General features: G+C 65.2%; 20 protein-coding genes. All 20 read left to right on the top strand.

Annotation, left to right across the window (positions count from 1 at the left end; genetic code table 11):
* Position 1 precedes the first annotated feature (1 nt).
* The 20 genes from rplX (at position 2) to rpsM (ending at position 13,863) form a co-directional block, all read left to right on the top strand.
* Positions 2-367 (top strand): 50S ribosomal protein L24, encoded by a 366-nt coding sequence (rplX, locus tag E4J89_RS04680; protein WP_136784915.1) that lies wholly within the window; start codon positions 2-4, stop codon positions 365-367.
* A complete protein-coding gene (rplE, locus tag E4J89_RS04675) occupies positions 367-936 on the top strand; it encodes a 50S ribosomal protein L5 (protein WP_127511071.1) in 570 nt (189 codons plus the stop codon). Before rplX ends, rplE begins: the two co-directional genes overlap by 1 nt.
* 83 nt (positions 937-1,019) lie before the next feature.
* A complete protein-coding gene (rpsH, locus tag E4J89_RS04670; protein WP_136784914.1) occupies positions 1,020-1,418 on the top strand; it encodes a 30S ribosomal protein S8 in 399 nt (132 codons plus the stop codon).
* A gap of 18 nt (positions 1,419-1,436) precedes the next feature.
* Positions 1,437-1,973, top strand: coding sequence for a 50S ribosomal protein L6 (rplF, locus tag E4J89_RS04665; protein WP_136784913.1), 537 nt, complete (start codon positions 1,437-1,439; stop codon positions 1,971-1,973).
* A 3-nt stretch (positions 1,974-1,976) separates the two neighbouring features.
* A complete protein-coding gene (gene rplR / locus E4J89_RS04660; protein ID WP_127511074.1) occupies positions 1,977-2,360 on the top strand; it encodes a 50S ribosomal protein L18 in 384 nt (127 codons plus the stop codon).
* Positions 2,357-3,061, top strand: coding sequence for a 30S ribosomal protein S5 (gene rpsE, locus E4J89_RS04655; protein ID WP_136784912.1), 705 nt, complete (start codon positions 2,357-2,359; stop codon positions 3,059-3,061). The genes rplR and rpsE overlap by 4 nt, the downstream gene beginning before the upstream one ends.
* Positions 3,061-3,273 carry a 50S ribosomal protein L30 gene (gene rpmD / locus E4J89_RS04650; protein WP_127511076.1) on the top strand — a complete coding sequence of 71 codons (213 nt, stop codon included), beginning with the start codon at positions 3,061-3,063 and terminating at the stop codon, positions 3,271-3,273. The genes rpsE and rpmD overlap by 1 nt, the downstream gene beginning before the upstream one ends.
* A 2-nt stretch (positions 3,274-3,275) precedes the next feature.
* Positions 3,276-3,731 carry a 50S ribosomal protein L15 gene (gene rplO / locus E4J89_RS04645; RefSeq protein WP_127511077.1) on the top strand — a complete coding sequence of 152 codons (456 nt, stop codon included), beginning with the start codon at positions 3,276-3,278 and terminating at the stop codon, positions 3,729-3,731.
* 197 nt (positions 3,732-3,928) lie between these two features.
* Entirely contained in the window at positions 3,929-5,242 is a 1,314-nt protein-coding gene (gene secY / locus E4J89_RS04640; protein ID WP_136784911.1) for a preprotein translocase subunit SecY, read from the top strand.
* The gene (locus E4J89_RS04635) at positions 5,239-5,814 is read left to right on the top strand and encodes an adenylate kinase (RefSeq protein WP_136784910.1); all 576 of its coding nucleotides are present in this window, start codon (positions 5,239-5,241) and stop codon (positions 5,812-5,814) included. Before secY ends, E4J89_RS04635 begins: the two co-directional genes overlap by 4 nt.
* 25 nt (positions 5,815-5,839) lie before the next feature.
* Positions 5,840-6,667: a type I methionyl aminopeptidase gene (gene map, locus E4J89_RS04630; protein ID WP_136784909.1), complete on the top strand. Its 828-nt coding sequence runs from the start codon at positions 5,840-5,842 to the stop codon at positions 6,665-6,667.
* Positions 6,668-6,778: 111 nt separating this feature from the next.
* Entirely contained in the window at positions 6,779-7,624 is an 846-nt protein-coding gene (locus E4J89_RS04625) for a metal-dependent hydrolase (protein WP_136784908.1), read from the top strand.
* A gap of 59 nt (positions 7,625-7,683) precedes the next feature.
* Positions 7,684-7,941, top strand: a complete 258-nt coding sequence (locus E4J89_RS04620; RefSeq protein ID WP_136784907.1) for a hypothetical protein — start codon at positions 7,684-7,686, stop codon at positions 7,939-7,941.
* Between the two features lie 214 nt (positions 7,942-8,155).
* Entirely contained in the window at positions 8,156-9,091 is a 936-nt protein-coding gene (locus E4J89_RS04615) for a sugar ABC transporter permease (protein WP_136784906.1), read from the top strand.
* A complete protein-coding gene (locus E4J89_RS04610; protein WP_240691704.1) occupies positions 9,091-10,062 on the top strand; it encodes a carbohydrate ABC transporter permease in 972 nt (323 codons plus the stop codon). The genes E4J89_RS04615 and E4J89_RS04610 overlap by 1 nt, the downstream gene beginning before the upstream one ends.
* 127 nt (positions 10,063-10,189) lie before the next feature.
* Positions 10,190-11,539 (top strand): ABC transporter substrate-binding protein, encoded by a 1,350-nt coding sequence (locus E4J89_RS04605; RefSeq protein WP_240691703.1) that lies wholly within the window; start codon positions 10,190-10,192, stop codon positions 11,537-11,539.
* Positions 11,540-11,600: 61 nt separating this feature from the next.
* Positions 11,601-12,614 carry a P1 family peptidase gene (locus E4J89_RS04600; protein WP_136784905.1) on the top strand — a complete coding sequence of 338 codons (1,014 nt, stop codon included), beginning with the start codon at positions 11,601-11,603 and terminating at the stop codon, positions 12,612-12,614.
* Between the two features lie 309 nt (positions 12,615-12,923).
* Positions 12,924-13,145 carry a translation initiation factor IF-1 gene (gene infA, locus E4J89_RS04595; protein WP_005267757.1) on the top strand — a complete coding sequence of 74 codons (222 nt, stop codon included), beginning with the start codon at positions 12,924-12,926 and terminating at the stop codon, positions 13,143-13,145.
* A 74-nt stretch (positions 13,146-13,219) separates the two neighbouring features.
* Entirely contained in the window at positions 13,220-13,333 is a 114-nt protein-coding gene (gene rpmJ, locus E4J89_RS04590) for a 50S ribosomal protein L36 (RefSeq protein ID WP_005267758.1), read from the top strand.
* 155 nt (positions 13,334-13,488) lie between these two features.
* Positions 13,489-13,863: a 30S ribosomal protein S13 gene (gene rpsM, locus E4J89_RS04585; protein ID WP_136784904.1), complete on the top strand. Its 375-nt coding sequence runs from the start codon at positions 13,489-13,491 to the stop codon at positions 13,861-13,863.
* Positions 13,864-13,869 lie beyond the last annotated feature (6 nt).

The raw sequence follows: 13,869 nt of genomic DNA, 5'->3' as shown, positions 1-13,869 counted from the left end.
CATGGCTAAGTACAAGATCAAGAAGGGTGACCTGGTTCAGGTCATCACCGGTGCCAAGGCAGAGCGCGGCGGCGACCGCGGCAAGCAGGGTAAGGTCCTGAAGGTGTTCACGGAGACCAACCGTGTGCTGGTTGAAGGCGTCAACCGCGTCACCAAGCACACCAAGGCCGGACAGTCGGAGCGCGGCACGAAGACCGGTGGCATCGAGACCGTTGAGGCTCCGATCCACATCTCGAACGTCGCGATCGTCGATCCCGAGACCAAGAAGCCGACCCGGGTTGGCTACCGCACCGAAACCGTCGAGCGTGATGGCCGTGAGCGCACTGTGCGCATCCGCGTGTCCAAGGCCTCCGGGAAGGACCTCTAATGACTGAGACTGTCACCAAGATCGTCCCCCGTCTGAAGACTCGCTACGCCGGCGAGATCAAGCAGGCTCTGCGGGACGAGTTCAAGTACGAGAACGTGAACCAGGTTCCGCGCCTGGTCAAGGTCGTTGTCAACATGGGTGTTGGAGATGCCGCCAAGGACTCCAAGCTCATCGACGGCGCCGTGCGCGACCTGACCCAGATCACCGGTCAGAAGCCGCAGGTTACCAAGGCCCGCAAGTCCATCGCCCAGTTCAAGCTGCGCGAAGGCATGCCGATCGGCGCCCACGCGACGCTGCGCGGCGACCGCATGTGGGAATTCGTTGACCGCCTGGTTTCGCTGGCCCTGCCCCGTATCCGCGACTTCCGCGGCCTCAACGGCAAGCAGTTCGACGGCAACGGCAACTACACCTTCGGTCTGACCGAGCAGTCGATGTTCCACGAGATCGATCAGGACAAGATCGACCGCGTGCGCGGCATGGACATCACCGTAGTGACCACCGCCAAGACCGATGACGAGGGCCGTGCGCTGCTGAAGGCGCTGGGCTTCCCGTTCAAGACCGAAGACTAATCTAGCTACGTGAAAGGTCCCGCCCCGGCGCCCAGCGCTGACCGGAGCGAGGAAACCGTTACGAGGAAGGGCAAGAGCCCACAATGACTATGACAGATCCTGTCGCAGACATGCTCACGCGTCTGCGCAACGCCAACTCGGCTTACCACGACTCGGTGTCGATGCCGTACAGCAAGCTCAAGGCTCGCGTCGCCGACATCCTGAAGGCCGAAGGCTACATCGCCGGTTGGAAGGAAGAAGAGGCCGAGGTCGGCAAGAAGCTGACCCTGGAACTCAAGTTCGGTCCGAACCGCGAGCGTTCCATCGCCGGCATCCGCCGCATCTCCAAGCCCGGTCTGCGCGTTTACGCGAAGTCCACCAACCTGCCGCACGTGCTCGGTGGCCTGGGCATCGCAATCCTGTCCACCTCTTCCGGACTGATGACTGATCGTCAGGCCGGCAAGAAGGGCGTGGGCGGCGAAGTCCTCGCTTACGTCTGGTAACGGAAAGGAAGAGATTAAATGTCACGTATTGGACGTCTCCCCATCACCGTTCCCGCCGGCGTTGAGGTCAAGGTCGACGGCAACGTCGTCTCCGTCAAGGGCGCCAAGGGCGAACTGAGCCACACGCTGGCTTCGCCGATCACGGTGTCCCTGGACGAGAACACCCTCACCGTTGCCCGCCCGAACGACGAGCGCGAATCCCGGTCCCTGCATGGCCTGAGCCGCACGCTGATCAACAACATGATCGTTGGCGTGACCGAGGGCTACAAGAAGGACCTCGAGATCGTCGGCACCGGTTACCGCGTGCAGGCCAAGGGCGCGAACCTTGAGTTCGCCCTGGGCTTCAGCCACCCGGTGATCGTGAATGCCCCCGAAGGCATCACCTTCGCCGTGGAGGGCGCTAACAAGCTCTCCGTCTCCGGTATCAACAAGCAGCAGGTCGGCGAAGTTGCTGCCAACATCCGCAAGCTGCGCAAGCCTGACCCCTACAAGGGCAAGGGCGTTCGCTACGCCGGCGAACAAATCCGCCGCAAGGTCGGAAAGGCTGGTAAGTAAACCATGGCGATCAGCATCAATAAGAAGCGGACCTCGAAGTCCAAGTCCGCAGCACGCGGCCGCCGCCACCTGCGCGTCCGCAAGCGCATCACCGGTACCGCGGTCCGTCCGCGCCTGGTGGTCAACCGCTCCGCACGCCACATCTTTGTCCAGGTTGTCGATGACAGCAAGGGCATCACCGTGGCATCCGCTTCCACCATGGAAGCCGATCTGCGGGCCCTCGACGGCGACAAGTCTGCCAAGGCAAAGCGCGTCGGCGAGCTCGTGGCCGAGCGCGCCAAGGCTGCCGGTGTTGAGGCCGTGGTCTTCGACCGCGGTGGCAACCGGTACCACGGCCGCATCGCAGCGGTTGCCGACGGCGCACGCGAAGGTGGGCTGGCACTGTGACCGCTGAGAACAACGAAAAGGAAACTCAGGTGACTGAAGCAACTGAGACCGCTGCCGCGGGATCCGCTGAGACCACCGCTGCTTCCGGCCAGGACGACCGCCGCGGCGGACGCCGTGGCGAACGTAGCGGCGGCGGCGACCGTGGTGGCCGCGGACGTGGCCGCGACAATGCACGCGATGCCGAGAAGGACAAGTTCCTCGAGCGCGTCGTCACCATCAACCGCGTGTCCAAGGTCGTCAAGGGCGGCCGGCGCTTTAGCTTCACGGCTCTGGTAGTTGTCGGCGACGGCAACGGCATGGTCGGCGTGGGCTACGGCAAGGCCAAGGAAGTTCCGGCGGCGATCGCCAAGGGCGTGGAAGAGGCCAAGAAGTCCTTCTTCCGCGTGCCGATCATCGCCGGCACCGTCCCGCACCAGGTGCAGGGCGAAGCTGCTGCAGGCGTTGTCATGCTGCGTCCGGCTGCTGCCGGTACCGGTGTGATCGCCGGTGGCCCGGTCCGCGCCGTACTCGAGTGCGCCGGCATCCACGACGTGCTCTCCAAGTCGCTGGGTTCGGCCAACGCGATCAACATCGTGCACGCTACCGTCGACGCGCTGCGTCGCCTGGAAGAGCCCCGCTCCGTGGCAGCCCGCCGTGGCCTGCCGCTGGATGAGGTTGCTCCGGCGATCCTGCTGCGCAACATGCAGAAGGCAGGTGCGTAATGACCACGCCCAAGAATCTGACTCCGTCGGATGCACAGTTGGAAATCACGCAGATCAAGTCCGTCATTGGCGGCAAGCAGAACCAGCGCGACACGCTGCGTTCACTGGGCCTGAAGCGCATCGGACACACCGTTGTCCGCAGCGCCGATGCAGTGACCGTGGGCATGGTCAACACTGTTTCTCACCTGGTGAAGGTTGAGGAGGCGAAGTAAAGATGGCAGAAGAGAACAAGACTCTCAAGGTCCACCACCTGCGTCCTGCCCCCGGTGCCAAGACCGCCAAGACCCGTGTTGGTCGTGGTGAAGGCTCCAAGGGTAAGACCGCTGGTCGCGGTACCAAGGGTACGAAGGCCCGTTACCAGGTCAAGGCTGGCTTTGCCGGCGGCCAGCTGCCGCTGCACATGCGCCTGCCGAAGCTGCGCGGCTTCAAGAACCCGTTCAAGGTGGAATTCCAGGTTGTGAACCTGGACAAGCTCAATGAGCTGTTCCCCGAGGGCGGCGACGTGACCGTGGAGGCCCTGGTGGCCAAGGGTGCGGTTCGCAAGAACCAGCCCGTGAAGGTCCTGGGCACCGGCGACATCACCGTCAAGGTCGATGTGAAGGTTGACGCCTTCTCCGCCAGTGCCGCTGAGAAGATTGCCGCCGCTGGCGGCACCGTGACGGCGCTCTAGCAGCCCGTACCGGGTGCAGTCTTTTAGCAGCCCCTGACTGAACTCGTGGTGGCCGGTATTCGCCGGCCGCCACGAGTTCAGCCGCTTTAAAGGCGCACGACGTATTCTTAATCCGTTTAATGCGAACGGGCCGAGCCGATAGACTCGGATCTTGTGACTTGCCGCGCAGCGGCATCAGAAACTTTTTGGGAGGACGCTTGCTTAGCGCAATTGGCCGGGCATTCCGGACGCCGGACCTGCGGCGCAAGTTGCTGTTCACGCTCGGGATCATGACGGTCTACCGGCTGGGCGTATTCATCCCGGCACCGGGCGTGGACTACGGCAACGTGCAGCAGTGTCTGGCGCTGGGCAACACCAGCGGCGGGCTGTACCAGTTCGTCAATCTGTTCAGCGGCGGCGCGCTGCTGCAGGTGTCCATCTTCGCCCTCGGCATCATGCCGTACATTACCGCCAGCATCATCGTGCAGCTGCTTCGCGTGGTCATCCCGCGGTTCCAGGAACTGCACCAGGAAGGTCCGCAGGGCCAGTCCAAGCTGACGCAGTACACCCGCTACCTGACCATCGCACTGGGCCTGCTCAACGCCACGACGCTGGTGTCGCTGGCGCGGACCGGTGCCCTGCTGGGCAACTGCCCGGTTCCGATCATCCCGGAAGACAACCTTGTGGTGATCAGCCTGATCATCCTGACCCTGACCGCGGGCACCGGCCTGATCATGTGGATGGGCGAATTGATCACCGAGAAGGGCGTCGGCAACGGCATGTCCCTGCTGATCTTCATCTCCATTGCCGCCGGTTTCCCGAGCTCGCTGGGCGAAATCTGGAACACCCAGGGCGTCAACGTCTTCCTCGGCGTGCTGATCGTCGGCCTGCTGACGGTGGCCGCGGTGGTCTTCGTGGAGCAGTCGCAGCGCCGCATCCCGGTGCAGTATGCCAAGCGCATGGTGGGACGCCGCACGGTCGGCGGAACCAGCACCTACATCCCGATCAAGGTCAACATGGCCGGCGTCATCCCGGTGATCTTCGCGTCGTCGATGCTGTACCTGCCGTCCTTGATCGCCCAGTTCAACACGCCGACCGACGGCACCACCGCGCCGCCGGAATGGGTCAACTGGATCAACACCTACCTGGTCAGCGGCGACTCGCCGTTCTACATGGCGGTCTACTTCTCCCTGATCGTCTTCTTCACCTACTTCTACGTGGCCATCACCTTCAACCCGGAGGAAGTCGCGGACAACATGAAGAAGTACGGCGGCTTCATCCCGGGCATCCGGGCCGGCCGCCCCACGGCGGAGTACCTGCAGTACGTGCTGGCCAGGATCACGCTGCCCGGCGCGCTCTACCTGGGCATCATCTCGCTGATCCCGCTGATCGCACTGGTGCTCATCAACGCGAACCAGAACTTCCCGTTCGGCGGCGTTTCGATCCTCATCATGGTTGGTGTGGGCCTGGAGACCGTCAAACAAATCAACGCACAACTACAGCAACGGCACTACGAAGGACTTCTGCGATGACTCAAATGCTCATTATCGGCCCGCCCGGATCCGGCAAGGGCACCCAGGCCACCCGCATCTCCGACCGGCTGGGCATCGTCGCGATCTCCACCGGAGACATCTTCCGCGCCAACGTGAAGGAAGAGACGCCGCTCGGCATCGAAGCCAAGAAGTACATCGACAAGGGCGAGTTCGTCCCGGACAGCGTCACCAACAACATGGTGCGCGACCGGTTGAAGCAGCCCGACGCCGCCGACGGCTTCCTGTTGGACGGGTACCCCCGCACCAGCGGCCAGGTGGACGAGCTGGACAACATCCTGGCTGAGGCCGGATCGCAGTTGGACATCGTCCTGCAGCTGACCGCCGACGACGAAGAGCTGGTCAAGCGCCTGCTCGGCCGCGCCGCGCAGGAAGGCCGCAGCGACGACAACGAGACAGTGATCCGCCGCCGGCTGGCCCTCTACCACGAGGAAACCGCCGTCGTCGTGAACCGCTACGCGGAGCGCGGCATCGTGGCCACCGTGGACGGCATCGGCGACATCGACGACGTTACCGAGCGCATCATGACCGCGCTCAAGTCCGTCACGGCCTGACACCCCAGAAAGTTAGAGACAGCCCATGGCGTTCCGCCAGCCCAGCATCGAATACAAGACCAACGACCAGATCCGCAAAATGCGCACCGCCGGTCTGGTGGTCAGCCGCGCCCTTGACGCCGCGGTTGCCGCTGCCGTCCCCGGTGCGACGACAGCGGATGTGGATGCGGCCTTCGAAGCTGTGCTGGACGAAGCGGGAGCCAAGAGCAACTTCAAGGGCTACCACGGCTTCCCAGCGACGGTCTGCGTGTCCGTCAACGAGGAAGTGGTGCACGGCATCCCCGGCGGCAAGGTGCTCCAGGACGGAGACATCATCTCGGTGGACGGCGGCTGCAGCGTGGACGGCTGGCACGGCGATTCCGCCCGCGGCGTGATCGTGGGCACCGCGGATCCGGAAGACCAGCGGCTCTCCGACGTCACCGAGGAAGCCATGTGGCGGGGGATTGCCGCCCTGGCCACCGGCCACCGCGTGGGCGACATCGGCAACGCCATCGATGACTACGTTTCCTCGGTGCCCGGCAAGCCGCTGGGCATCCTGGAGGACTACGTAGGCCACGGCATCGGAACCGCGATGCACCAGGCGCCGGATGTGCTGAACTACCGGACCAACCACCGCGGGGCGAAGATCCGCCCCGGGCTGTGCCTGGCCATTGAACCGATGCTGGTCCGCGGGGACATCGAGACCAAGGTGTTGGACGACGACTGGACCGTGGTGACCACGGACGGGTCCCGTTCCTGCCAGTGGGAGCACACCGTGGCCGTGCACGACCGCGGCATCTGGGTCTTGACGGCTGAAGACGGCGGAGCAGCGAGGCTGGCCCCGCTGGGCGTCACCCCGGTGCCGCTGGACTGACGCACGCCCGGCCCGACTTCATCGCGCGAAGGCCGGTCCCGCTGGATAGATCGTCCAGCCGGACCGGCCTTCGCGCGTTTAACGAACTTCCGCGAAAGGATGTCCCGGATCATGATGGGATCCCACCACGCCCTCTCCGGCGCCGCCGCCTGGATCGCCCTCACCAGCCAGGTACACGTGCCGTTGGATGCCATCACGACGCCGCTGGGTTGGGGCGGGCAAAGCCTCACCTTGGGCTGGGGACTGCTGGACGTCGGGCCGCTGGGCCTGATCACAGGAGCGATGGTGACCGCCGGAGCCGCCCTGGTGCCGGACGCCGACCACCACAACGCCACCATCGCCCACTCGTTGCCTCCGCTCTCCAACGCAGTGTGCGGCGGCATAGGGGCGCTGGCCGGCGGACATCGCCGGGGGACGCACTCGCTGATCGGTCTGGCCGCCTTCGTGGCGACGGCGTGGCTGGCCGGGCTTTGGACGGTCCAGACCGAATGGTTCGGGACCGTATATCCGGGCGCGGGAGTGCTGTGCGTGCTGCTGGTGGCCTTCGCTGCAAAAGCCCTCAAGTTCCTGCCCGACGGGCTGCAAAAGATTCCCTGGGCCGTGGGCCTGTCGGTGGCCGCCTTCATCGCCGTGTACGCCCCGGACCATCAGAACTGGTTCCCGCTGGCCATGGGCATCGGCGTGGTCATGCACGTCCTCGGCGACATGCTGACCACCGGGGGAGTGAACCTGCTCTGGCCGCTGCGCATCAAGCCGCCAAAGGTGTGGCGCCGGGTCCCGCTGCTGAACACCATCTGGCGGCGGAACGGCTACTTCGCCATCCCGTTGCTGGGCAATGCCGGCTCTGCCCGCGAATGGGCGCTGCTGGTGCCGGTCAGTGCCTACGTGGTGGTCTTGTTATTGGGTGCTTGCCTCGACGTCGGACATCAGGGCCTGACGGCGCTCGGCGCCGGCTGACTCCCGTGGCCCGCGGGCCGACAGTAGGGGATGCAGGGGAAGAACCAAAGGAGAGACGCATGAACCGGAACCCGAAGCGCGTTGACGGGAAAGCAGTGGTGCTGGTGGCGGTGGTGGCCGCGCTCGTCGCCTCGGTGCTGCTCCCGGCGGTCAGCGCTGGCTTCGCCCTGGTCTCCGGCACGTGGGATAAGACGGAGCCGGGAATGGTTCGAGTCCTCTTGGCAGCGGCTCTTGGCGCTTTGACCGCTTCCGTCGCCGGCATCGGCGTGGCCTGGTTGCTCCGGCGGCGTCGGAGGCAGAGGCGGGACATTCGCTGATCCTCCGCCGGGGGTAGAGCCCGCGGACTTGCCAGGTGTACAGCTCCGTGTGTGGCCTGCACCACGGAACAAGTGACGCCTGTCCGACGCCAGACTACCCCCGGGTGAACACTGCGGGACATCTGCCCTCAGGCCCCTGAATTCGGCGTTTTGGCTGCCCAACTGCCCCTAGCCTGCTAAAGGAAATAACAGGTTGGGGAAGGGCTCTCGCATCATGGCAACCGCCATCGACGTCCGCCGCAGGGCAGCGGACACCGCACCAACTCTCCGCAGGCGGCGCAAGCCGTGGAAGTCCTGGTTGCTGTTCCTGCTGTTTGCCGGACCCAACCTGGCACTGCTGCTGGTGTTCACCTACAAGCCGCTGCTGCAGTCCTTCTACTACTCCACGTTGCAGTGGAACATCGGGTCCGCCGCGGCCATGCCGGTGGGCCTGGCCAACTACGTGGACTGGTTCACCGACCCGTCCACTCCGCGGGTGGCCGGCGTGACCCTGGTCTTTACCGTGGCCACGGTGGGCGGCGGCATGGTGATCGGCCTGGCGTTGGCGCTGCTGCTGAACCGCAAGCTGGCCGGGCGCGGCTTGGCGCGCACCGTCGTCGTTGCTCCCTATGTTCTTTCCGGCGTGGCCGTGGGCCTGCTCTGGCTGTTCGTGTTCGATCCCAACTTCGGCATCACCTCGGCGCTGCTGAACGCCGTCGGCATCGCCTCGCCCGACTGGTACAACGACCCGGGCGCCGCGCTCTGGATGGTGATCATCGTGTACCTGTGGAAGAACGTGGGCTACGTGGCGCTGATCTACCTGGCCGCGCTGCAGGCGGTGTCGCGGGACTTGCTGGATGCCGCCTCGCTGGACGGCGCCTCCGCGGCCCGAACCTTCAAGGACATTGTGCTGCCGTTGCTCGGACCCACCACGTTCTTCCTGGCCGTCACCACGCTGCTCAGCTCGCTGCAGTCCTTCGACATCATCCGCGCCATGACCCAGGGCGGACCGTTGGAGGGCACCACCACGATGATGTACCAGATCTACCAAGAGGGCTTCCAGACCGGACGGGCCGGCTACTCCTCAGCGGTGGCCACCATCCTGTTCGCGGTGCTGCTGATCGTGACGTTTGTCCAGATGCGCTACATCCAGAAGAAGGTGCACTACTGATGTCCGCTCCCGCCCAGACCCGTGTCTCCGGCACACCGCAGCCCACATCGGCCGCCGCGGACGGATCCGGTGGAATGGCTGCCGGACCGGCCCCCGCCGCCGCCCTGGCGCCTGGGCACGGACGGGAGCGGACCGCGGATGGCCCGCGCCGCCGTCGGCCGGCAAACGCGGGAGGCTACCTGAGCCTGCTGCTGGCCGTGGCCGTGATGGTGCTGCCGCTGGTCTGGATGCTGCTGGCCAGCTTCAAGGATCGCGACGAGATTTACACCATCCCGATCCAGTGGCTGCCTTCCAGCTACGACCTCTCCAACTACGCTGACGCGCTGGCCACCGTGCCGTTCGACAGCTTCTTCCTCAACAGCGCCATCACCACGATTGTGGGGGCCGGGCTGAAGATCACCCTGGGCCTGACCACCGCCTATGCCGTGGTGTTCCTGGACTTCCCGTTCAAGAACGTGGTGTTCGGCATCGTGGTATTCGCGCTGCTGGTGCCGCAGCAGATCGTGATCATCCCGAACTACACGCTGGTAGCAGAGCTCGGCTGGCTCAACACCGACCAGGGCTTGATCATCCCCGGCCTGGCCAGTGCCTTCGGCACGTTCCTGTTCCGCCAGCACTTTCTGACCCTGCCGGTGTCCATCCTGGAGGCCGCCGCCCTGGACGGCGCCGGGCACTTCCGCCGGCTGTTCCGGTTTGTGGTGCCGATCAGCGCACCCACCATCGCCGCCGTGGCCTTGGTGTCCATCGTGTCCGAATGGAACGAATACCTGTGGCCGCTGCTGGTGGTGGACCGGGCCGAAATGATGACCCTGCCGGTGGGTCTGACCCTGCTGCAGAACAACGACGGCGTGACCAACTGGGGTGTGTTGATGGCCGGCACCGTGCTGGTCACCGCGCCGGTACTGATCGCTTTCTTCGCCCTGCAGACGCGCATTGTTGCCGGACTCACCACCGGAGCCGTGACCGGCTGACAGCGAAGGAGTCCGGCCGGGCTCCGGCCCCTGCCGCCAGCCGAGACCCAAGACCCGTGTGCGCCCAAACCGCGCCCTTTGAGATGTTCCATGTCCCGTTCATTCGCACCTCAACCAAGGAGACACTGTGTCCGCAACAAAGTCCTTCACCATCAACCGGCGGCAGATCCTGCAGCTCGGCGCACTGCTGGGCGGCACCGCCGCACTGGCGGCCTGCGGCGGCCCGTCCATCGGAGCTGCCGGCGGCGCCGTGCAGGCCACCGACCGGGACTGGTCCGGCATCACCCCGGCCAAGGAGATCACCTGGTGGAGCAACCACCCCGGCGCGTCCCGCCCGGTGGAAGAGGAGATCATCCGCAAGTTCCGCGAAGCCCACGGCATCAAGGTCAACCTGGTGACCGCCGGCGCCAACTACGACGAAGTGGCACAGAAGTTCCAGGCCGCCGCGGGCACGGACAACGTCCCCGAACTGGTGGGCGCTTCCGACGTGTGGTGGTTCCGGTACATGATCAACGGCCAGATCCTGCCGCTCGACCAGCTGGCCGACCACCTGGAGTTCGACGCCGCGGACTTCAACACCACGCTGTACAACGACTACGAGTACAACAACAGCCACTGGGCCGTGCCCTACGCCCGGTCCACGCCGCTGTTCTACTACAACAAGGACGCCTTCAAGAAGGCCGGCCTGCCGGACCGCGCACCTAAGACTTGGGACGAATTCGACGAGTGGGCGCCGAAGCTGGCTGACAAACCCGGCCTGATGCCGCTGGGCCTGGGCAAGGGCACCAGCTGGATTGCCTGGTGGTTCTGCAACATGCTCTGGGGCCGCGGCGGTGCCTACTCGGAGGAGTGGACCATGACCCTGGACACGCCGGAAGCCCTGGCAGCGGCCGAGTACCTGCAGCGGCTGGTCTTCGACGACAAGGTTGCCGCCATCGCGGCCACCGACTACGTGGCGGACTTCGGCGCCGGCCTCTCCGCCACCACACTGGCGTCCACCGGATCGCTCTCCGGCATCCTGGAGGCGGCCAAGTTCGAGGTGGGCACCGGCTTCCTGCCCGAGGGACCGCGCGGCGCAGCCTGCCCCACCGGCGGCACCGGCGTGGCCATCGCCGCGGACAAGACCCCCGAGCAGCAGCTGGCAGCGGGCATGTTCCTGAAGTTCCTGACCAACTCGGAGAACACCGCCTACTTCTCCTCCAATACCGGTTACATGCCGGTGCGCACCTCCGCGCGGGACGGCGACATCATGGCCGATGTCTACCGGAAGCAGCCGCAGTTCCGCACCGCCGTGGACCAGTTGGAGACCACCCGCGTGCAGGACTGGGGCCGGGTCTTCGTGCCCAACGGAGACAAGGAACTGACCACGGCGCTGGAGAAGATTGTGCTGCAGCAAGCCGATCCCGCCTCGGCCTTCAAGGTGGCCAGTGATGCGATCACCAAGTCGTTCGAGCAGAACGTGAAGTCCTACCTGTAGCGGAACACCGCCACACGGCCTCATCCTTGCTCCGGCGCACCTGCCGGGTGAGGATGAGGCCATGGCTTCTTCCATCACCGACGTACCCGGCATCCGCGTCGGGCAGGTCCAGAAGACCGGCGCCGGCTGGCTCACCGGTGTCACCGTAGTGCTGCCGCCACCGGGCACCGTGGGCGCGGTGGACGTGCGCGGCGGGGGGCCGGCGACGCACGAAACCGACGCGCTGGACCCCACCACGCTGGTGCCGACCGTGGACGCGGTGGTGCTCGCCGGCGGCAGCGCTTTCGGGCTGATCGCGGCACATGGGGCGCAGCGCTGGCTGGAGGAACAGGGACGAGGGTTCCGCACGGCAAACGCCGTGGTGCCGATTGTCCCGGCGGCCGCCATCTACGACCTGGGCCGCGGTGGGGATATCGCTGCCCGCCCGGATGAGCAGATGGGGTACGACGCCGCTGCCTCCGCGGGCGCGATGCAAGACTTCGGCGCGGTGCAGCGGGGCAACGTCGGTGCCGGCACCGGAGCGGCGTTGGGTTTCCAGCAGTACAAGGGGGGAGTAGGGACTGCCTCGCTGCGGATGAGCGGCGCGAACGACGCAGTGGTGGTCGGCGCGCTTGCGGTGGTGAACGCCGCGGGGATGCCGTTTCAGGGTGCAGCGAGTGGGGCGGGGGGTCTCCACACGGGCGCTGCGCGCCCTGGTCGACCACCGGAGGGGGAGGGTGCTGCGGGTCTGAGTCGAGCAGCAGGGGGAGAGGGCTCCCCGTTGAACACGACTTTATGTGTGGTCGCGACGAATGCGGTGCTGGATCCGGCCCAGGCCAAGCGGACCGCATCCGCCGCGCACGCAGGGCTGGCCCGGGCGCTCAGCCCGTCGCACACCTTGATGGACGGAGACGTGGTCTTCGCCTTGGCCACCGGCCAGCAGCAGCTGGTGCAGGAAGGCCCGATGGACGCGAGGGCGGAACTGCATGTGCTCGCCGCGGAGGCTGTCACCGCAGCCATCCGGGACGCGGTGGTGAGCGCCGAACGGGTGGAGGGCACCGACGTCGTACTGGAAAAGTACCCGTACCCGGACTGAGGTGCGGCTCCCAGCCTCGTGACAGCGCTCAGGTGCAGCCGAGGTCCTGCCGAGGCATGTGGGTGCGGCATCCTACTGTCCACCAGCGCGCGGCGTCGCGGGGCGCTGCCCATCGTTATCCGGATTTAACTTAATCCCTCATCCGGAGTACAGTTGTCTGTTGGTTGTCTCTACTTTCATGCCCATCTTCGGGTGCATGGCACCCGCGAAAGCCGTTTGGATTCGCACGGTGTCAGTGGGGTGTAGCGGCAAGCAAAACCCAAAAACTAGCCACCGCGTCAGCGATGGTTACTGACGTTAGCGGAGGATATGGCTAAGAAAGACGGTGTCATTGAGATTGAAGGCACTGTGCAGGAGGCTCTGCCCAATGCGATGTTCCGCGTTGAGTTGACCAACGGGCACGTTGTGCTGGCTCATATCTCAGGAAAGATGCGTCAGCACTACATCAGGATCCTCCCCGAGGACCGCGTTGTGGTGGAACTCAGCCCGTACGACCTCTCACGGGGCCGTATCGTCTACCGCTACAAGTAAAGACTTATGCCGCGGGCAACCGCGGGGAACGTAAGTAGTTACAACAGCATCAGCTAACAACGCAAAGGAAAACCATGAAGGTCCAGCCGAGCGTCAAGCGGATTTGTGACAAGTGCCAGGTGATTCGTCGCAAGGGCAACGTCATCGTGATCTGCGAGAACCCGCGCCACAAGCAGCGCCAGGGCTAAGACTCCTGCTTCAGCAGGGGCCGCACGCCCACGCGTAGTAACTCAATATAGGCAGCGCAGCAGGGCAACCTGCATACCCCCGGTACGGAGGCCGGGGACCCGAAACGGGGATGTGCTGCTTCAGACCTCCGGATACAACAAGGAGAACCGCCACTATGGCTCGTCTCGCTGGCGTAGATATTCCCCGCGAAAAGCGGGTAATTATCGCCCTGACTTACATCTACGGCGTGGGCAAGACCCGTGCAGAGCAGGTTATCGCGGAGACCGGCATCAGCCCGGACACCCGCGTCAAGGACCTCACCGACGCTGAGCTCGTTCAGCTGCGTGACTTCATCGAGGGCAATTACAAGGTTGAAGGCGACCTCCGCCGCGAAGTTGCAGCCGACATCCGCCGCAAGGTTGAAATCGGCAGCTACGAAGGCCTCCGCCACCGCCGCGGACTGCCTGTCCGCGGACAGCGCACCAAGACCAACGCCCGCACCCGCAAGGGCCCGAAGCGTACCGTCGCCGGTAAGAAGAAGACCCGCTAATTTCCA

The organism is Arthrobacter sp. CAU 1506 (assembly GCF_005047635.1).
GTDB lineage: Bacteria > Actinomycetota > Actinomycetes > Actinomycetales > Micrococcaceae > Crystallibacter.
This window is presented reverse-complemented; position numbering and strand designations above follow the sequence as displayed.